The following is a 20,121-nucleotide window of genomic DNA, read 5'->3' as shown; positions in this document are numbered from 1 at the left end:
TATATTATGAAAGCAGATTGTCAATCTAAATTATCGGCAATAAATCATAATTTACGCGTACTATTCCAATATGGAGGAAAATGTCGTTATGTGTGGAATTGTTGGTTATATTGGCTATGATAATGCCAAAGAATTATTATTAAAAGGTTTAGAAAAATTAGAATACAGAGGTTATGACTCTGCAGGTATCGCAGTAGTAAATGATGATAATACAACTGTATTTAAAGAAAAAGGTCGTATTGCAGAATTACGTAAAGTTGCTGATAGTAGCGATTTTGATGGACCTGTTGGAATCGGTCACACACGTTGGGCAACACACGGTGTACCGAATCATGAAAACTCTCATCCACATCAATCATCAAATGGCCGTTTTACTCTAGTTCATAACGGTGTTATTGAAAACTATGAAGAGTTAAAAGGTGAATACTTACAAGGTGTATCATTCATTTCAGAAACAGATACAGAAGTTATCGTTCAATTAGTTGAATACTTTTCAAATCAAGGACTTTCAACTGAAGAAGCATTTACAAAAGTTGTGTCATTATTACATGGTTCATATGCATTAGGTTTATTAGATGCTGAAGACAAAGACACAATCTATGTTGCTAAAAATAAATCACCATTATTATTAGGTGTTGGTGAAGGTTTCAATGTTATCGCATCAGACGCACTTGCAATGTTACAAGTGACAAGCGAATATAAAGAAATCCATGACCATGAAATCGTTATTGTTAAAAAAGATGAAGTTATTATTAAAGATGCAGATGGAAACGTTGTAGAACGTGATTCTTATATTGCTGAAATTGATGCATCAGATGCTGAAAAAGGTGTTTATGCACACTACATGTTAAAAGAAATTCATGAACAACCAGCAGTAATGCGTCGTATTATTCAAGAGTACCAAGATGCTGAAGGTAACTTGAAAATTGATCAAGACATCATCAATGATGTTAAAGAAGCAGACCGCATTTACGTTATTGCAGCAGGTACAAGTTACCATGCAGGTTTAGTAGGTAAAGAATTTTTAGAAAAATGGGCTGGTGTACCAACTGAAGTACACGTTGCATCAGAGTTTGTCTACAACATGCCATTATTATCTGAAAAACCATTGTTCGTTTATATTTCTCAATCAGGTGAAACTGCAGATAGCCGCGCCGTATTAGTTGAAACTAATAAATTAGGTCATAAATCATTAACAATCACTAATGTTGCAGGTTCAACTTTATCACGTGAAGCAGACCACACATTGTTATTACACGCGGGTCCTGAAATCGCAGTTGCATCTACAAAAGCATATACTGCACAAATTGCAGTATTATCAATCTTGTCTCAAATCGTTGCAAAAGAGCACGGTCGTGAAGCAGATATTGATTTATTGAGAGAATTAGCAAAAGTAACAACAGCAATAGAAGCAATTGTTGACGATGCACCAATTATGGAACAAATTGCTACAGATTTCTTAGAAACAACACGCAATGCATTCTTTATCGGACGTACTATTGACTATAACGTAAGTTTAGAAGGTGCGTTAAAACTTAAAGAAATTTCTTACATTCAAGCAGAAGGTTTTGCTGGTGGCGAACTTAAACATGGTACAATTGCCTTAATCGAAGAAGGTACACCAGTTGTAGGTTTAGCAACACAAGAGAAAGTTAATTTATCAATTCGTGGTAACGTTAAAGAAGTAGTAGCACGTGGTGCACATCCATGTATTATTTCTATGGAGGGTCTTGAAAAAGAAGGCGACACTTATGTCATTCCTCATGTACATGAATTATTGACACCATTAGTTTCAGTAGTTGCATTACAATTGATTTCATATTATGCAGCATTACACAGAGATTTAGATGTGGATAAACCACGTAACCTTGCTAAATCAGTTACTGTAGAATAATTCACTTTTTTAGAATCAATCATGTATTAAAATTAAAGTATATGGCACCCTTTTAGATTAATCGACTAGAAGGGTGCTTTTTTAGGTCGACTTAGCTTTTACTTCATCTTAATTTGGCAGAAATGCGTAAAAAGGAAGTGTTTTATTTATTTAAATAGTCTGACAATTAAGGGTGTTATGTTAATATGATTTTATGAGAAGTATGGAGTAGCAATAAAGGGGTGACCTCGCATGTTAATTCAATTAGATCAAATTGGGCGAATGAAGCAAGGAAAAACAATTTTAAAAAATATTTCTTGGCAAATTGCTAAAGGTGATAAATGGATATTATATGGGTTGAATGGTGCTGGTAAGACAACGCTATTAAATATATTAAATGCATATGAGCCTGCGACAACTGGCGGTGTTAATCTATTTGGTAAAATGCCAGGCAAGGTAGGGTATTCTGCAGAGACTGTACGACAACATATAGGTTTTGTATCTCATAGTTTACTGGAAAAGTTTCAAGAGGGTGAAAGAGTAATCGATGTGGTGATAAGCGGTGCTTTTAAATCAATTGGTGTTTATCAAGATATTGATGATGAGGTACGTAATGAAGCACATCATTTACTTAAATTAGTTGGAATATCTGCTAAAGCGCAACAATATATTGGTTATTTATCTACAGGTGAAAAACAACGAGTGATGATTGCACGAGCTTTAATGGGGCAACCTCAGGTTTTAATTTTAGATGAGCCAGCAGCTGGTTTAGACTTTATTGCTCGTGAGTCACTATTGAATATACTTGACTCATTGTCAGATTCATATCCAACGCTTGCGATGATTTATGTGACGCACTTTATTGAAGAAATTACTGGTAACTTTACTAAAATTTTGCTATTAAAAGATGGGGAAAGTGTACAACAAGGATTAATAGATGATATTTTGACATCTGAAAACATGTCACGATTTTTCCAGAAAAATGTAGCAGTTCAAAGATGGAATAATCGATTTTCTATGGCAATGTTAGAGTAAATATTTTGCAAATAATAAGTAATAATGACAAAATTTAATTAAGATAAAATGGACAGTGGAGGGCAATATGGATAACGTAAAAGCAATATTTTTGGACATGGATGGAACAATTTTACATGAAAATAATCAAGCATCAACGTATACGAAAGATGTCATTAATCGATTGAGAGAGAAAGGATATAAAGTATTTTTGGCAACAGGACGTTCGCATTCTGAAATACATCAACTTGTACCTCAAGATTTTGCGGTTAATGGCATCATTAGTTCAAATGGAACAATTGGAGAAGTAGATGGAGAAATTATCTTCAAACATGGTTTATCATTGGCTCAAGTGCAACAAATTATTAATTTAGCTAAGCGCCAACAAATTTATTATGAGGTATTTCCTTTTGAAGGTAATAGAGTTTCTTTAAAAGAAGATGAAACATGGATGCGAGATATGATTCGTAGTCAAGATCCTATTAATGGCGTAAGTCATAGTGAATGGTCTTCAAGACAAGATGCGCTTGCTGGTAAGATAGATTGGGTAACTAAGTTTCCTGAAGGTGAATATTCAAAAATTTATCTATTCAGTTCTAATTTAGAAAAAATAACAGCATTTAGAGATGAATTAAAGCAAAATCATGTGCAACTACAGATTAGTGTTTCAAATTCATCAAGATTTAATGCGGAAACAATGGCTTATCAAACTGATAAAGGCACTGGTATTAAAGAAATGATTGAACACTTTGGCATTCATCAAGATGAAACTTTAGTTATTGGAGATAGTGATAACGACAGAGCAATGTTTGAATTTGGTCATTATACAGTTGCTATGAAAAATGCACGTCCTGAAATACAAGCATTAACTTCAGATGTAACGGCATACACGAATGAAGAAGATGGCGCAGCAAAATATTTAGCAAAACATTTTTTAGCTGATTAATAGATCTTAAGTATATTGAAATTAAATTTATACAAGATAAAGATTAGTATTGAAAAAGAGCAGTAAGGTTATTTTCTATTAGAAAATTTCTTACTGCTCTTTTGTATGATTATAAGTATTTGAATCGTCTACATTTAATTGGATAAACTCTATGAGAATAAATATTGTTAAAACTAATAAGGTAGGGAATTCATTGATCTTGAATAATATTTCTTGTTTTAAGGTCTAACTCTTGAATTGTAGGCTTCTTTTTTTAGTAGCAACAGAGCCGTCTTTGAAAACATTCACACCTATTGACTGTTTTAGTTCTTGTTTTTTCATGAAGTGTAACTCCACTATATAATCAACCAGTTCTTTTACCAATATCGCCAATGCAATTTACACCAAAGTATACTTCAAATATATCTACATTAAATTATCATCTCCATACTATTTACTGAATACAAGAAAATAAACATAAACGATGCTATAAAAGAACAAAGTAAATAAATAGTGTTATTTTTAAATATGACTAAACAGGATAATGTGGGTAAGGAAACAGTATATAAAATTAATATCATTCTTGATTTAGTGTTGTATAGGGCATCACGTAATTTGTGATAAATAATAATTAGTATTTGAAACTTTATTTCATTTTATCTATTTTTCTTAATTGTAATATTTATACATTCTAATGATTTAACATTATTATGAAAAAGAGTTTTAGATGTTATTAAAAAACACTTTGACATATAACCTCTTGCTGAAAGATAAAGAAAATATATTCTTGAATTTTAAGAGGGATAATTACAATCTTAATTCTTTTAACTGGTACTATTATCAATGAATCATAAAATTCAAAACGTACTAATTTTTATGCTATGAGAGGCGCATTTATTTGCATCAAGAATCATTTTTAAAGTGTATAATCTATATAAATCTAATTAGAATATAGAGATTTTGTTTGATCGGATGTTTTTTATTCATACTTAATAAATTTGAAAAGCAAAAATGAGGAGATGAAAGCTAGTGAGCGTAAATGCACGTGATTTATTAGTATTACACACTAATGTAAATAGATTGGTTGGAGAAGAGATATTTGCTAATAAATGCCTTGCTAATAATGATGTTCAAATTATGAATTCAATAAAAAAATTAATTGAAGCTGAGTTATTAACAACGACTAATGATTTTGAAGTTAGTATATTTAAAAAGACAAGACCTGAATTACAAAGTATTTTAAAAAGTTTTGGTATAAAAACAACAGGTAATAAACCTGACTTAATTAAACGTATTGACGACAATTTTCATATTATTAATAACTTAGATTTACCATATGTATATATACCAACTAAGAAAGGAGAAGAAATTTTAAAGAAAACAGAGTACTTAACCTCTTTTATCCAAAGTTATGGTGAAATTTCTCTTGAGCGTGCTTATTATTTGGTTGAAAACTATATAGATGAAAATTGCGATGATAAAGTTGCAGAAATATACAAGTTTGAATTTCAAAGAAAATATGACAATGGCGAGTTTGATTTTAATCATGGATATAATTTCGAATTGAATATGTTGATAGATCACTATAAAACAGATGTAAAAGACTACGATAATGCCAGAAAGTATTCAAATGTTTATCTTTACTTTGGTTTGAGAGATTTCTTAAAAAAATTAATGAGTAATTATTCATATTACGATAGTAAAGGGAATATAGATTTGAACGAAATACAAAATGATCTGAATAGATTTATCAACTCTAGCGCTTCTGATTTGTACGAACGATTAATATATAATAAAAATTTATCTAATAATATTATATTTGAATTATTTAAAAAGGATACACAAGATTATAGTGATTTGGAAGAACAATTGATTGAAAAGTTCATAAACTATGTAGTGTCATATGTAAAAAAAGAAGGTTGGAGCAATACGCTTTTAGAGTTATCAAAAATGTTGGAGAACGGATATACAATTGATAAAGAAGAATTTAAAAAAGAAGATGAATATCTTTCTAGGTATATAATTACTGACATAAATTATTTGAAAAATCTAGAATCAAAAATAGGTGTTGCCATTGATAGTCGAAATGGAGAAATTCATTTGGTATTAGATGATGATAGCCTTGATAAATTAATAAAAAATCAAAAAAACGACAATGAGGTTTGATTTATAACTAAATATAAAATGTTGAAAAGAGGTGTCATGTAAGTGGCTAAAATTGGTTATGCACGAGTATCAACGAAAGATCAAAATCTTGATGGATAAATTGATACACTTACAGAATTTGGGTGTGAGCCTATCTTTAGTAAAAAAATAAGTGGCCGGAAAGTCAAACATACAGAGCTTGATAAGTGTTTAGATTATTTACGAGAGAGCGACACATTAGTTGTCTATCAACTTGATCGGTTAGGTAGAACGACAAAACTAGTAATTGAATTATCACAATGGTTCGATGATAACGAGATTGACTTACAAATCATTGATATGAATATTTCAACGAAAGACGCAATGGGTAAAATGTTTTTCACAATGACGAGTGCATTTGCAGAGCTTGAAGTTAATTCACTGAACGAGCGTACAAAAAAAACTTAGCAGTAACAAGAGCGAGAGGCCGAAAAAGCGGGTGACCCTCTTTACCAGAGTATAAAAAATGAGTAATTAAATTCTTATATGATGAACAAAAGCTAACATATGAAGAAATAGGTAATCAGACAGGGGAAAGTCGCGCAACTATTTATCGAGTTGTTAAAGAAATGAAAAAACTAATATTATGAATTACTGTTTAAACATGCTCATTTTATAATATTTATTGAGCAAGTTGGATAGATGGTGGTTAATCTCTTAATAAAGGGGTGATGCCTATGGTTATAGTTGTTACTCCTAGAAAGGAGTAGCATGTCTGTTTTTGAAATGCTGATAATTGTATTAACAATTATTGGTTTAGTATAGATCAGTAATCAAGACCAAAAAATAACCTTCTATTCGCTTTGACCGGCATTTTTGAAGGCTATTGTTAAATAAAATATAAGGTCACTGCCTTTTTAACTGGCTCATTAGGGTAACATGTTTTCGAGTGTTGCCCTTTTTGTGTTTCAAGAGATAAAGATTTTCACCTTTTGCTTCTACTTACTACAAATATATTTTAACTCATTTTTCTTATGAATTGTAGTTCTGAACATAATCAGAATTAATAAAACCAACTTTCCATACAGCAGAAAATACAATTAAAAGTATAGAATGTAATCACGAATTATATAAAAAGTATTGGAGACCTCTTCATATATAGATTTTCGAGATAACATGAAATTAGCATCATGCTATTTCGGTTTCAGTTAATAAAGTCACTGTTTAATAATATTTATTCTAATAGAATATGCCCAACTATATATAGACAATTCAGTATTTTATAAATAGAGAACAGCAGTAAGATATTTTCTGATTGAAAAATATCTTACTGCTGTTTTTTAGGAATTAATGTCCCAGCCTCTTGTATACTAGAAATCCAGACGTTTGTGTTATTTCTTCTTTTTATTGTTCTTTTCCATATACGGTATAAAGAAGATTACAAATAGTGCACAAACGATAGCGATGATTGAACCATATGTCATCTTTACCTCTCCTTTTTATGTTGAGTGGATATAAGTTTAAACTAATATTAAAATATCATGTGACATCAACTATAGCTGTATTAAAATTAGGAACTTCTGCATAAGAGCCCCTAACAACTAAAGTTGAAAAGTAGGAGCGCCTGCGCTAAGCGCATGCATAAGAGCCCCTAACAACTAAAGTTGAAAAATAGAGGAATACAGTTGGATGCTACGCATCAACTGCATAAGAGCCCCTAACAACTAAAGTTGTAAGGGGCTCTAAAATTTATTTTGGTTGATTGTCTTCTGGTTTATCTGAAGTCATCGTTTTTGTTGTATTATCATTTAATGAATCTTGTGCTTTTTCTGTTTTTGTTTCAACAGATGTTGTCACTTTACCATTTTCTACTTTTGTATTTTTTGGTTCAGTGACAACTTTTTTATCCTTGTCAGCTGTTTTTACTTTATCTTTAGTAATTTTTTGACCACGTTTTAAGTAATATTGAACGATACCCATTAAAATGATTGCATGAATAACAACGAATAAAATGATTGTCATTACTGTATAAACTCTTATGATATTTTCTGCAACACTTTGAGAGAGTGATTGCGTATTAAATGAAATCAAGTAACCAACAGGTGTTTTAAATAAAATAATAATTAAGTTTAATAATAGTATTCCAATGAAAAATTTGAAAAATGTTTTTTGACCATTTTTCATTGCTTTAAATCCATTAGCTAAGTGTGTTTTTACTTTATCGTTAGTTGATTCAACGAAACTAGTCATAAAGTTGAAAATAGGTATTAACAATAACCAAGTAATAATTGCTTTAATCAATAAAACAACAATGATTATGATGCTTTGAGTTGTAATAGCAATACCAATCAGGTGTGTACTATCTGCATATGATGATTGTACTGAATTCATAATCATTTCTGATACTGGAGAAAATAATTTGTATAGTAATGATGTCAGAAGTGAAAGAACGATAATCATTGCTATAGATACAAGACCGATCAGAACGCTCTTTAAATAATTACCTTTTTTAAATGCAATAAATAAATCGGTAAATTTTACTTTTTCATGACTCATTGCTCGTTTCATAACATTTGTAATTCCGATAAAAATTTGAACTAAAACAAACAGTGAAACTACAGCTGCTATAAGTAATACAGCGATAACTTTTAAATATGCATCTACTGGTGGTTTTTGCCCAAATTGTGAATAAATTGCAATAGTTTGTGCATACTTAGCAAGCTGGAAATTAGCAAGTAAATATACAACTGCAATTACAGCAAATGCTATAAGTGCATATATCAATGTTATTAATAATTGTGGTTTAGCATTTTTAAATGCTGATTTAAAGTAAGTAAACAAAGTGGTGCCTCCTTTTCTTCATATAAATACAATAACAAAAAACACGTTATTTTCATATTAATATCTAATAAAAATTAATTAAAGTGACTAAAGTTAGAGAATTATAATAGTAAATTGTCAAAAATATGACTAATGTAAGAAATAATAGTTGAAAATTTGTTAATAAACATTGCATCATCAAAGACCAAACAAGTCGCCATAAAGACATAAAAAACCTACTGCCATTGAAAAGTTTAATCGATGCAATGGCAGTAGGTTAAAATTATTAATGTACATGCGCGTGATGATGAGCATGATGGTTATGTGAATGACTATGTGTTCCTGAACATATAATCGATTCATCATGTTTGTGATTAGGCGTTTCTAATTGAATAGTCATATGGTGAATATTTAAATGTAATAAATCATGCTCAATGTTTTCTAATAATAATTCACATTCTTTCATTGTCAATGTATGGTCTACAACAACATGACAACTTAATGCATTCATATCATTTGAAATTGTCCAAACATGGCAATCATGCACACTTTGTATTCGTGAATCCTTTTTAATAGTAGTTATAACTTCATCTATATCAACATCACTTGGTGTGCCTTCCATTAAAATGTTAATTGAAGATTTTGTGATACCCCAAGCACTTTTTAAAATAATAACGGAAACTAAAATACTTGCGATAGGATCGGCGATTGTCCATCCAAATGCCCAAATTAAAATAGCTGCAGTAATGGCGCCAACTGAACCTAATAAGTCTCCGATAACATGTAGAAAAGCACCACGCATATTTAAATTGTGTGAAGTGTCGCCGCCTTTAAACATAAAGAATGCAACAACGATATTGACAATTAAACCGATAATACTAATGATTAACATTTCTTTTGATTGAACTTCAGAAGGAACAAAGAAACGTTTAATCGCTTCAAAAACAATCAAAATACTTATTACAAAAAGCGTTACACCGTTAAATAACGCTGCGAGTACTTCGAAACGTTTATAACCAAATGTTTTTGTAGTTGTGGCATTCTTTTCAGCATAAATAAATGCGACAAGTGCAACACCTAATGAGAATGTGTCGCTAAACATATGGATACCGTCAGATAGTAATGCCAAGCTGTTAGCAAGGAGACCGCCGATGATTTCGATAAACATATATAGACCGATTATTAAAAACGATATAAACAATACTTTCTTATTATTTGTAGTTACATGACTATGCATATGGTCATGATGATGATGTGAATGAGACATATTATAACCCACTTTCTTTAGGATGATTCGCGTGATGTATGGCTTGCTTTAACATAGTTGCTACGTGGATGTCATCTAATGAATAAATCATTGATTGGCCTTGTCGTTTTGCTTTCACAAGATGCACACTTTTAAGTAATTTTAATTGGTGCGAGACATTTGATTGAGATAAATTCAATTGATGTGAAATGTGACCAACACTTGCTTCACTGACTGATAACAATTCCATGATACGTATTCGATTGTAATCGCCTAATGCCTTGAAAATTTCAGTTACGCGTTCTAATGTATCTGTATTTATTTCTGAATATTGTTCTGACATTATATGACAATCCTTTCATATGAATATTTGTTCATATATTAATTTAATACGTTCCCAGTAGTATGTCAATTGATTTTTATAGTTGTAACAAGTTTTACATATCTCATAAAGTGGTATGGCATAGAGAATAATAAATAGGAGAGTGTTGTAAATGAATATTTTGGTTATAGGTGCTAATGGCGGTGTAGGTTCGTTACTAGTGCAACAATTAGCAAAAGAAAATGTACCATTTACTGCTGGTGTTAGGCAATCAGATCAACTTAATGCGTTAAAATCACAAGGTATGAAAGCAATTCTTGTTGATGTTGAAAATGATTCAATAGAGACTTTAACTGAGACGTTTAAACCATTCGATAAAGTTATCTTTTCAGTAGGTTCTGGAGGGAACACGGGTGCAGATAAAACAATTATTGTCGATTTAGATGGTGCTGTTAAATCAATGATTGCGAGTAAAGAGGCTAATATTAAACACTATGTCATGGTTTCAACATATGATTCGAGACGTCAGGCTTTTGATGATAGCGGTGATTTAAAGCCTTATACAATAGCTAAACATTACGCTGATGACTATTTAAGACGTTCAGGTTTGAATTATACAATTTTACATCCAGGGGCACTTACAAATGCAGCAGGATCTGGAAAGATAGAAGCTGCACAATATTTTGATGGTAAAGGTGAAATTCCTAGAGAAGATGTTGCGACAGTATTAAAAGAAATTGTCACATCCAATCATTTTAATCACCAAGAGTTTCAAATTATTAGTGGTGAGCAGGACATTAAAGATGCTTTAACTCAATTTGAAATTGAAAAGGATTAATAAGGATAGTAAATATGATTTGAAGCGGGTTACGTTTTCGTAACTCGTTATTTTTTTGAAAATGATGAATTATAAGTATGAATAAGTACGTATTGTCTATGCATTTTACAAAGAATTTGAACAATGTATGGCACAACTATTAAAGTTGTTTATTAATTGGTATAATGAGCGAGTAAATTTAAAGGGAAATGTGTACAAATGTAAGAGAGATATAATCTCTATGCTATAAATTTTTAAAAATGTTAAAGTACTGTAAATTTAAGTGAAGCGCTTTAATTGGCAGTACTGCAATGTTAGTAAATATGGTACAATCACTAATAGTTAATTTGAAATGTGGAAGTTTATAATACGATGTAAATGAGAACAAAATCAAAATATAATGGAACAACAACATCAGAGTTCTATTGCTTACTTAATCACAATGGAGGTGCAACAATGCCATTATTTTTACAACCAATTTTAAAAACAAAATTATGGGGCGGTCAACGTCTAAGTGAGTTTGGATATCAATTAGACAATGATACAACTGGGGAATGTTGGTGTGTGTCAGCACATCCAAATGGTACGAGCGAGATTATTAATGGACCATATCAAGGTCAAACATTAGACCGTATTTGGTCAGAACATCGTGAATTGTTTGGTGATTTCCCAAGCAAAGATTTTCCGCTTCTAACTAAAATAGTGGATGCAAGAGAATCACTTTCTATTCATGTGCACCCTGATAATTCTTATGCTTATGAGCATGAAAACGGGCAATATGGCAAATCTGAATGTTGGTATATTATAGATGCAGAAGAAGATGCAGAAATAGTTATAGGGACATTAGCAGAGTCTAGAGAAGAAGTTGCGAATCATGTTCAACACGGAACGATAGAGTCGATACTTAGATATATTAAAGTAAAACCTGGAGAATTCTATTTTATTCCAGCAGGAACAGTACATACTATTTCTTCAGGAATATTAGCATACGAAACGATGCAATCGTCAGACATTACATATAGACTTTATGATTTCAATCGTCAAGATAATCAATATAATGATAGACCGTTAAATATTGAAAAAGCTTTAGACGTTATTCAGTACAATGCACCATTACCTAATATTTTGCCTGAAAGTGAAATTATTGAAAACCATAAGTGTACACACATTGTATCGAATGATTTCTTTACATTGGTTAAATGGGAAATTTCTGGCACGTTAAATTATATGAAGCCTAGAGAGTTCTGTTTAGTTACAGTGTTGGAAGGTGAAGGGCAAATGATTGTCGATGGTGAAATTTTCAAACTGACTACTGGTACAAACTTTATTTTGACTTCTGAAGATTTGGATAGTGTCTTTGAAGGCGATTTCACATTGATGATTAGCTATGTGTAATAGTGTAATAACAATTTAGGAGTGAATGATTTGAAGCAATTTCTATATATTGCGTTAGTATGTGGTGTGATAGCAGGTCTTGGTGCTTTCTTACATATACCGCAGTATCCGAGCATGACAATTCCACGTATAGTAGCTATTTTAGGAATTATCAGTGCTATGTTGACTTTTAAAGACAAGCAAATCAGCGCCTCATTAAAGTTTAGCGCATTGTTAATTAATGTGCTGCCATTATGCGGTACCTTTGTAGCTTCAAATTAATTGTCGATAGCGCGTTTGAATATAATACAGTGCATTAACAGAAGAAATATGATTGTGTTAATGACATTGATGGAAATAAAGCACATCAACATAACCTCTCACTTGCATAGTAGTGAGGGGGTTTTTGTTGGTTTATATAAAATGAAGTAATTAATATTTAATGAAAATTAAGACATGATAAAATTCTAACGGCAGTATAGATATTTAAAAATGTGTATCAATGGCGCTATAGAGATAAGCAAGCATAGTGGTATCATATATAAATTTGTAATTTTTATTGCATAGTGTATGCAAGCATGTTTTTTATATGCAAAATAGGTAGCTAAATATGTTAAACTGTTTGTAACAATTTTTATCATTATGACAGATATAATAAATAAAATATAGAAAACTGATTAAAAGGTATACAGTTGCTCGTATGTGTGTGTCCAACTGCATATAGAGTCGCACTTGTTGTAAAGCAAAATAGTTCGACTTACTTAAAAGTGAAAACGATAAGGGTCTGGGACGTAAATTAATGTCCTGGGCGCTACAATGTTATAGGAAATGCGATTAAAATCGCAGTGAACAAAGGGTATACAGTTGATCGCATACGCGTCCAACTGCATAAGAAACACTAAAAGAATGTAATTCATAGTGTTTCTAAAATTTATTCAGGTTAAGGAGTATTAAGATGACAGCAGAAACGAATTATTTTTGGTTGAATTGTGGATATAACCGTTGGAATCATAATGAACCGTTAGTAGGACAAACAGCTTTATTTGAATCAGGCGCACATTTTAACCCATCTCAAGGATTTAGAGCGTTTAAAAAGGCTAAAGTAGGAGATCAAGTCATCTTTTATCAAGTTCAGACGGATACTGGACTACTTGGATGTGGTGAAATTATTAGTGTTGAAACAGGTGCACAAAATAAAATACGTGTACAGTTTCGTTTTAATGAACAATTGAAACCATTAACAGCAGATTATTTAAAGCGTAGTGAAGCTTTGGAATTTCGTATGAGTAATATGAAAGAGACATTGTTCAATCAAATCACTGCAGAAGAGTTTGATTTAATAAGTGGTCTTGGTAAAGGCGAAATTAAGATACCACGTTATTTCTTTTTAGCTGAAACTGAAGAATTTGAACCTGGAAACCAATATACGATTTATACGCACACGTACAACGGTATTAAACGTAATGGTTATCATTTTTATACTCAGTTAGAAGAAGGCGACAATATTATTTTTTATAATCGAACGAAAAATCAATCTGTCGTTGGAATTGGAGAAGTATCAAAGCATATTCATGAAAAACCACCAATTCCTGGTAGAACAAATAGTACAGTGATTGAAGTGTCTTATGAGAAAGACATTACGCCGATTACATTAAGTACATTAAATAAGCATCCTAAATTGAAAAACTTATATTTCCTTCAAGAAAATGCAAAACAGGCTATTGCAAGTATGTCACAAGCACAGTATGATGCAATTATTGAAATGAGCGATAATAATGGATTGAAATCTCCATTTGAAATGGTTCAAAAACCAGATATGCTTGAAAGTGAAAAAGAAGAAGCGTTAAAGCCATTTATTTTACTTGTTGTAGATCGAAAAGAAGAGGGCTTAAAAGCGGCTAATGACTTATTGCAAAAAGCGAATGCAAATCCTGTTATAACAACAGGTCATCCTGATTTTTCAGAAGATATGCTTTATGGCAAGTATTTACCAAATGAAACAGGGGCATTATACTATCGTGAAGGGTTTATTACTCAATTAATGCCTAAAAAGGATAAAAGTTATTTAGTTATTGATAATTTTAATCGTATAGATACAGACATTTTCCAAACGTATATTAATGTGTTAGAAGGCTATGAAGTAACATTACCACGTTATAATAAAGACGGTAATATGATTAAATGGTCACGACAAAAAGATTCTTTCTATTATTTCAATCCTAATTGGCATATTGTAGGTATTACATATGACAGTTTAGAGGAAATTAAGGAGAAATATTCAGAGCAGTTTTTAAAATACACACGTATAGTCAAAGTCAAACATGACTAATGATATATGGTAGTTTTTGAAAAGAAGTAAGGATAGGATTAAAAATTGCATAATTGCATATTTGAATAACCGCATAAAGAAAAATGACGGGTAATCAACCATAAGAGCTAATTAAGAGCTTATGATAGATTACTCGTTTTTATTTTAATAAATAATAAAGACAGTATATGAATATAAATGAATTTATGTTACTGAATTAAAACTTTATATGAGTTTTCCAGTCGTATGTTGAATAAGACGAATGACCAAACGCTAAGTTAATAATAAGAAATAAGATTACACTGTAGATTGAGAAATTTAAAGTAAATAAAAAATACATTATACAATAAATATAAAACTGAAAAATAAATTTTATGGCAATTTCGTGTCGCGAGGACTTATCAAGTGACAACCTTGTTTAAATGTTTTTAAATTAGGAAAAATGACTATAAGTACTATTAAAGGAGCGAATAAATTATGCCAATCGTATATTATGATGGAAACTGTATATATTGTTATAACTATGTCATTTGGTTAATTCAACATGACCTACCAAGAAATTATCAATTTGCCACGTTAAAAGGTGAAGTTGGACAACAATTTTTTAAACAACATCCAGAAGCGGCAAATAAAAATAGTGTGATTTTACAGAAAGGTGATCGTATATATTTTGAATCGCAGGCGATTATTAAACTAATCACAGCACTACCTAATCGAACTAAATTATTGGGCGTAGGTTTATGGCTTGTACCTAAACCAGTCCGTAATTTCGGTTATCGAATGTTTGCTAATAATAGAAATAGAATGTGGAAAACAACATGGCACCAACCAAATGATTATGAAAAATCGTTCTTTTTAGATGATAATGCGAAAGTAAAACTTACTGATTGATAAAACATACTTGCTAATTGATAATGGATATATTAGATGATGAATTAAAATTTAGGCATTTAAAAAGCGGAACACTTTACGTTTAGATTAGAATAATTATAAAAAAGAGAGTAAAAACACTTTACAGATTAGAATTATTATAATATAATAATTAATATAAACAAGCAAGACGTAGACAATTTTAAGGAGTGTATTAAATATGAGTAATCAACAAGATGTTGTAAAAGAATTGAATCAACAAGTAGCAAACTGGACAGTAGCTTACACAAAGCTACACAATTTCCACTGGTATGTGAAAGGGCCTAACTTCTTCTCATTACACGTTAAATTTGAAGAATTATATAATGAAGCAAGCCAATATGTAGACGAATTAGCTGAAAGAATTTTAGCGGTAGGAGGAAACCCTGTAGGTACATTAACTGAATGCTTAGAGCAATCAATTGTTAAAGAAGCTGCGAAAGGTTACTCTGCAGAACAAATGGTTGAAGAATTATCACAAGACTTCACAAATATCTCAAAACAATTAGAAAACGCAATCGAAATTGCTGGTAATGCTGGCGATGATGTATCAGAAGATATGTTTATAGGTATGCAAACATCAGTAGATAAACATAATTGGATGTTTAAATCTTACTTAAGCTAATCTACAGATAAGTAATAATATAAATAAAAGCCAACACATAAATGGGGATACGCCCAGAATGTGTTGGCTTTTTGAGTTTAATCGCATTGTTAAAGAGCAATTAAAGTCAATTTAAATAAGTTACTCTGCGATTTCTAAAGCGATTTCCATCATTTGTGTAAATGAATTTTGACGTTCTTCAGGTGTAGTAGCTTCGTCACGTAAAATATGATCACTTACTGTGAAAATACCAAGTGCTTTTTTACCAGCATGAATCGCATTTAAATATAAACCAGCTGATTCCATTTCGATACCTAAAATACCCATTTTTTTCCAAGCATCATTGAATGTTGGATCGGCATTGTAAAATGTATCAGAAGATAATACGTTACCTACGTGTGTAGTAGCACCGATTTGGTCAGCGACATTTTTAGCTTTAGTTACTAACTCGAAGTCAGCGATAGGCGCGAAATGACCTGGAATATTGTATTGATCTACATAATTTGAATTAGTTGATGCAGCTTGTGCAATAATAACATCGTATAAGTTAACATTTTCTTGTAATGCGCCACAAGAACCGATACGAATGATTGTATCTACATCAAAGAAGTTGTATAACTCATATGAGTAAATACCAATACTTGGAATACCCATACCAGAACCCATTACAGAAACTTCTTTACCTTTATATGTACCAGTGTAACCAAACATGTTACGTACATCGTTAAATTGTTCAACATTTTCTAAAAAATTATCAGCAATATATTTTGCGCGTAGCGGATCGCCAGGCATTAATACTGTTTTAGCAATTTTTACTCCATTTGGTTGAATATGTGGTGTACCTTTTGTCATTTGTTATCTTCTCCTTAATATTCATTAATAATTTTAAGATAACATTTGTTTCCCTTTTTTGCGAATTTTTGTACTATAGAATTAAAGAATTATAAAAATATAATCCTGATTAGCTTGTTGTCAAGTCATCGTTCATAATGAAGATATCACGTTCAATTGTATTGTTTGTTTATGGGAAATGAATTAATGTAATAGTATATGTATGCGGTTACATAAAAAGCGAACATCTAACCTGATATTTAAATGAACCTGACGCTCAATCAACTAATTTACAACCGTATTTTTATAATCAACCATAAAGGAGGAGATAGAAAATGAATAGTGCAAAATTGATTGATCACACTTTATTGAAGCCTGAGTCAACACGTACGCAAATCGATCAAATCATCGATGAAGCGAAAGCATACAATTTTAAATCTGTATGTGTGAATCCAACGCATGTTAAATATGCAGCAGAGCGACTAGCTGATTCAGAGGTGTTAGTTTGTACGGTAATAGGATTCCCATTAGGTGCATCGACAACTGCGACGAAAGCATTTGAAACAGAAGATGCGATTCAAAATGGTGCAGATGAAATTGACATGGTCATCAACATCGGCGCATTAAAAGATGGACGTTTTGATGATGTACAACAAGACATTGAAGCAGTGGTTAAAGCTGCGAAAGGTCACACAGTAAAAGTGATTATTGAGACGGTATTGTTGGACCATGACGAAATCGTAAAAGCGAGTGAATTAACAAAAGCGGCTGGTGCGGACTTCGTTAAAACTTCAACAGGTTTTGCAGGTGGCGGTGCGACTGCAGAAGACGTTAAATTAATGAAAGATACAGTAGGTGCTGATATAGAAGTAAAAGCATCAGGTGGCGTACGTAATTTAGAAGATTTCAATAAAATGGTTGAAGCAGGTGCGACACGTATTGGTGCGAGCGCAGGCGTTCAAATTATGCAAGGTTTAGAAGCAGATTCAGATTACTAATTTTATAAAAAATATGTAAGCATGGGACATCGTAACCATATATAAGTATGTCGATATCAGTTTTAAGACATCATAAATGCCATGATGATTCTAAGATAATTTAATAGGGACTTTGACGTTATAACCAATCTATTTAAGAATAATAACATCGCATTGAAATTGTGATATTAAAAATGAAATCGATAGCTTGCTATACTAATTTTCGCTTGTGCTTTTAAAAATGGACTAGAGAAAGCGCAGATGCTTTGTCCTAAGCTTTTTAAGAAAAGGATGATAAAAATGAGAATGATAGACATTATTGAGAAAAAGCGTGACGGTCATACACTAACAACGGAAGAAATTAATTTCTTTATTGACGGCTATGTTAAAGGGGATATTCCTGATTACCAAGCATCAAGTTTAGCAATGGCGATTTATTTCCAAGATATGAATGATGATGAGCGTGCAGCATTAACGATGGCTATGGTTAATTCTGGTGATATGATAGATTTGAGTGATATTAAAGGTGTCAAAGTAGATAAGCACTCAACAGGTGGTGTAGGAGATACAACTACATTGGTTTTAGCACCATTAGTAGCAGCTGTAGATGTTCCTGTTGCAAAAATGAGTGGGCGTGGATTAGGTCATACAGGTGGTACGATTGATAAATTAGAAGCAATTGATGGTTTTCATGTTGAAATAGATGAAGCAACATTTGTGAAATTGGTTAATGAAAATAAAGTGGCAGTTGTAGGACAATCAGGAAATTTAACTCCTGCAGACAAAAAATTATATGCCTTAAGGGATGTTACTGGTACTGTCAATTCAATACCATTAATTGCCTCTTCAATTATGAGTAAAAAGATTGCTGCTGGTGCAGATGCAATTGTATTAGATGTAAAAACTGGTAGCGGTGCATTTATGAAAACATTAGAAGATGCTGAAGCATTAGCGCACGCAATGGTACGTATTGGTAATAATGTGGGACGTAATACGATGGCGATTATTTCTGATATGAATCAGCCACTTGGACGTGCGATTGGCAATGCGCTTGAGTTACAAGAAGCAATTGATACGTTGAAAGGACAAGGTCCGAAAGATTTAACAGAACTTGTATTAACATTAGGTTCTCAAATGGTTGTACTTGCAAACAAAGCTGAAACGCTTGAAGAAGCGAGAGCGTTGCTAATTGAGGCAATTAATTCAGGTGCAGCATTAGAAAAATTCAAAACATTTATTAAAAACCAAGGTGGCGACGAAACTGTTATTGACCATCCAGAGCGTTTGCCACAAGCCCAATATCAAATTGAATATAAAGCTAAAAAATCAGGTTATGTGACTGAATTAGTCTCTAACGATATAGGTGTCGCTTCGATGATGTTAGGAGCGGGACGTTTAACAAAAGAGGATGATATTGATTTAGCGGTTGGTATTGTTTTTAATAAAAAAATTGGTGATAAAGTAGAAGAAGGAGAATCATTATTAACGATTCACAGTAATCGCCAAGATGTAGACGATGTTGTTAAAAAATTAGATTCAAGCATAACAATTGCTGATCATGTTGTATCGCCTACATTAATTCATAAAATCATTACAGAATAGGAGTTGAAGCTGATTGAACATACTAAGATATTTATTAGGAATAGGTTTTAGTGTAATAGGTGTATTGCATTTTACACGAGAACGACAATTTAGAAATATCATACCGAAATGTTTGCCACTTCGAAAAACAGCGGTTCTTGTTACAGGAATCTTTGAGATATTATTTGGACTTGCACTTTTAATTAAAAGACCATCTCAATGCTTGAAAAATACAATCAATCTATTCTTGCTAGCTGTATTCCCAGCTAATATCTATATGGCAGTTAAAAAGTTACCTTTAGGAGATAAACAATTGCCAACATGGCAACTATATTTAAGGTTACCTATGCAGTTCGTGTTAATGGGACTAATTAAGAAATTATAGTGGTTCTCAAA

The 20,121-nt window shown here is 31.7% G+C and carries 19 protein-coding genes and 1 pseudogene; 15 read left to right on the top strand and 5 right to left on the bottom strand.

From position 1 onward, the window contains the following. Positions 1–88: 88 nt before the first annotated feature. From glmS to JQN76_RS00765, 6 genes and pseudogenes are all read left to right on the top strand, one after another. On the top strand, positions 89–1,894 hold the full coding sequence (glmS, locus tag JQN76_RS00790; protein ID WP_000334465.1) for a glutamine--fructose-6-phosphate transaminase (isomerizing): 1,806 nt from the start codon (positions 89–91) through the stop codon (positions 1,892–1,894). Positions 1,895–2,125: 231 nt separating this feature from the next. Further along, complete coding sequence (locus JQN76_RS00785) at positions 2,126–2,908, top strand: ABC transporter ATP-binding protein (protein ID WP_000908182.1); 783 nt, start codon at positions 2,126–2,128, stop codon at positions 2,906–2,908. A gap of 67 nt (positions 2,909–2,975) precedes the next feature. Continuing rightward, positions 2,976–3,833: an HAD family hydrolase gene (locus JQN76_RS00780; protein ID WP_000370945.1), complete on the top strand. Its 858-nt coding sequence runs from the start codon at positions 2,976–2,978 to the stop codon at positions 3,831–3,833. A gap of 1,008 nt (positions 3,834–4,841) precedes the next feature. Then, positions 4,842–5,978 (top strand): SAP domain-containing protein, encoded by a 1,137-nt coding sequence (locus tag JQN76_RS00775; RefSeq protein WP_000115560.1) that lies wholly within the window; start codon positions 4,842–4,844, stop codon positions 5,976–5,978. 99 nt (positions 5,979–6,077) lie between these two features. Beyond that, positions 6,078–6,586: pseudogene (locus JQN76_RS00770) on the top strand (recombinase family protein). Positions 6,587–6,683: 97 nt separating this feature from the next. Further along, complete coding sequence (locus tag JQN76_RS00765) at positions 6,684–6,761, top strand: hypothetical protein (protein ID WP_031797709.1); 78 nt, start codon at positions 6,684–6,686, stop codon at positions 6,759–6,761. 566 nt (positions 6,762–7,327) lie between these two features. Here JQN76_RS00765 and JQN76_RS00760 read toward each other — a convergent pair. The 4 genes from JQN76_RS00760 to czrA form a co-directional block, all read right to left on the bottom strand. After that, positions 7,328–7,420: a hypothetical protein gene (locus JQN76_RS00760; RefSeq protein ID WP_000220900.1), complete on the bottom strand. Its 93-nt coding sequence runs from the start codon at positions 7,418–7,420 to the stop codon at positions 7,328–7,330. A gap of 265 nt (positions 7,421–7,685) precedes the next feature. After that, the gene (locus tag JQN76_RS00755; protein ID WP_000495669.1) at positions 7,686–8,777 is read right to left on the bottom strand and encodes a hypothetical protein; all 1,092 of its coding nucleotides are present in this window, start codon (positions 8,775–8,777) and stop codon (positions 7,686–7,688) included. Between the two features lie 265 nt (positions 8,778–9,042). Further along, on the bottom strand, positions 9,043–10,023 hold the full coding sequence (gene czrB, locus JQN76_RS00750; RefSeq protein WP_000019744.1) for a CDF family zinc efflux transporter CzrB: 981 nt from the start codon (positions 10,021–10,023) through the stop codon (positions 9,043–9,045). Between the two features lies 1 nt (position 10,024). Continuing rightward, positions 10,025–10,345, bottom strand: a complete 321-nt coding sequence (gene czrA, locus JQN76_RS00745; protein WP_000003759.1) for a Zn(II)-responsive metalloregulatory transcriptional repressor CzrA — start codon at positions 10,343–10,345, stop codon at positions 10,025–10,027. 151 nt (positions 10,346–10,496) lie between these two features. Here czrA and JQN76_RS00740 point away from each other — a divergent pair, with 151 nt between their 5' ends. The 6 genes from JQN76_RS00740 to JQN76_RS00715 all read left to right on the top strand — a co-directional run bounded on the left by JQN76_RS00740 (position 10,497) and on the right by JQN76_RS00715 (position 16,357). Next, a complete protein-coding gene (locus JQN76_RS00740) occupies positions 10,497–11,162 on the top strand; it encodes an SDR family oxidoreductase (protein WP_001024095.1) in 666 nt (221 codons plus the stop codon). Between the two features lie 435 nt (positions 11,163–11,597). Further along, positions 11,598–12,536, top strand: coding sequence for a type I phosphomannose isomerase catalytic subunit (locus JQN76_RS00735; RefSeq protein WP_001127960.1), 939 nt, complete (start codon positions 11,598–11,600; stop codon positions 12,534–12,536). 30 nt (positions 12,537–12,566) lie between these two features. Continuing rightward, the gene (locus tag JQN76_RS00730; RefSeq protein WP_000808817.1) at positions 12,567–12,797 is read left to right on the top strand and encodes a hypothetical protein; all 231 of its coding nucleotides are present in this window, start codon (positions 12,567–12,569) and stop codon (positions 12,795–12,797) included. Positions 12,798–13,470: 673 nt separating this feature from the next. Further along, a complete protein-coding gene (locus JQN76_RS00725; RefSeq protein ID WP_000123402.1) occupies positions 13,471–14,844 on the top strand; it encodes an EVE domain-containing protein in 1,374 nt (457 codons plus the stop codon). A 456-nt stretch (positions 14,845–15,300) separates the two neighbouring features. Further along, positions 15,301–15,714, top strand: coding sequence for a thiol-disulfide oxidoreductase DCC family protein (locus JQN76_RS00720; RefSeq protein ID WP_001123303.1), 414 nt, complete (start codon positions 15,301–15,303; stop codon positions 15,712–15,714). A 199-nt stretch (positions 15,715–15,913) separates the two neighbouring features. Beyond that, positions 15,914–16,357, top strand: a complete 444-nt coding sequence (locus JQN76_RS00715; protein WP_000070866.1) for a Dps family protein — start codon at positions 15,914–15,916, stop codon at positions 16,355–16,357. A 120-nt stretch (positions 16,358–16,477) separates the two neighbouring features. Here JQN76_RS00715 and deoD read toward each other — a convergent pair whose 3' ends face one another. Further along, positions 16,478–17,188: a purine-nucleoside phosphorylase gene (deoD, locus tag JQN76_RS00710; RefSeq protein WP_000160304.1), complete on the bottom strand. Its 711-nt coding sequence runs from the start codon at positions 17,186–17,188 to the stop codon at positions 16,478–16,480. Positions 17,189–17,502: 314 nt separating this feature from the next. On the opposite strand from deoD, the gene deoC reads away from it, so the two are divergent. From deoC to JQN76_RS00695, 3 genes are all read left to right on the top strand, one after another. Continuing rightward, positions 17,503–18,165: a deoxyribose-phosphate aldolase gene (gene deoC, locus JQN76_RS00705; protein WP_001083324.1), complete on the top strand. Its 663-nt coding sequence runs from the start codon at positions 17,503–17,505 to the stop codon at positions 18,163–18,165. A 279-nt stretch (positions 18,166–18,444) separates the two neighbouring features. Continuing rightward, positions 18,445–19,746 (top strand): pyrimidine-nucleoside phosphorylase, encoded by a 1,302-nt coding sequence (locus JQN76_RS00700; protein WP_001836711.1) that lies wholly within the window; start codon positions 18,445–18,447, stop codon positions 19,744–19,746. Between the two features lie 13 nt (positions 19,747–19,759). After that, positions 19,760–20,110, top strand: a complete 351-nt coding sequence (locus tag JQN76_RS00695; RefSeq protein WP_001024035.1) for a DoxX family protein — start codon at positions 19,760–19,762, stop codon at positions 20,108–20,110. Positions 20,111–20,121: the final 11 nt, after the last annotated feature.

The organism is Staphylococcus sp. SM3655 (assembly GCF_016917315.1).
GTDB classification, from domain to species: domain Bacteria; phylum Bacillota; class Bacilli; order Staphylococcales; family Staphylococcaceae; genus Staphylococcus; species Staphylococcus aureus.
The sequence above is the reverse complement of the archived record's forward strand: the minus strand, read 5'-3'. Positions and strand labels throughout refer to the sequence as shown.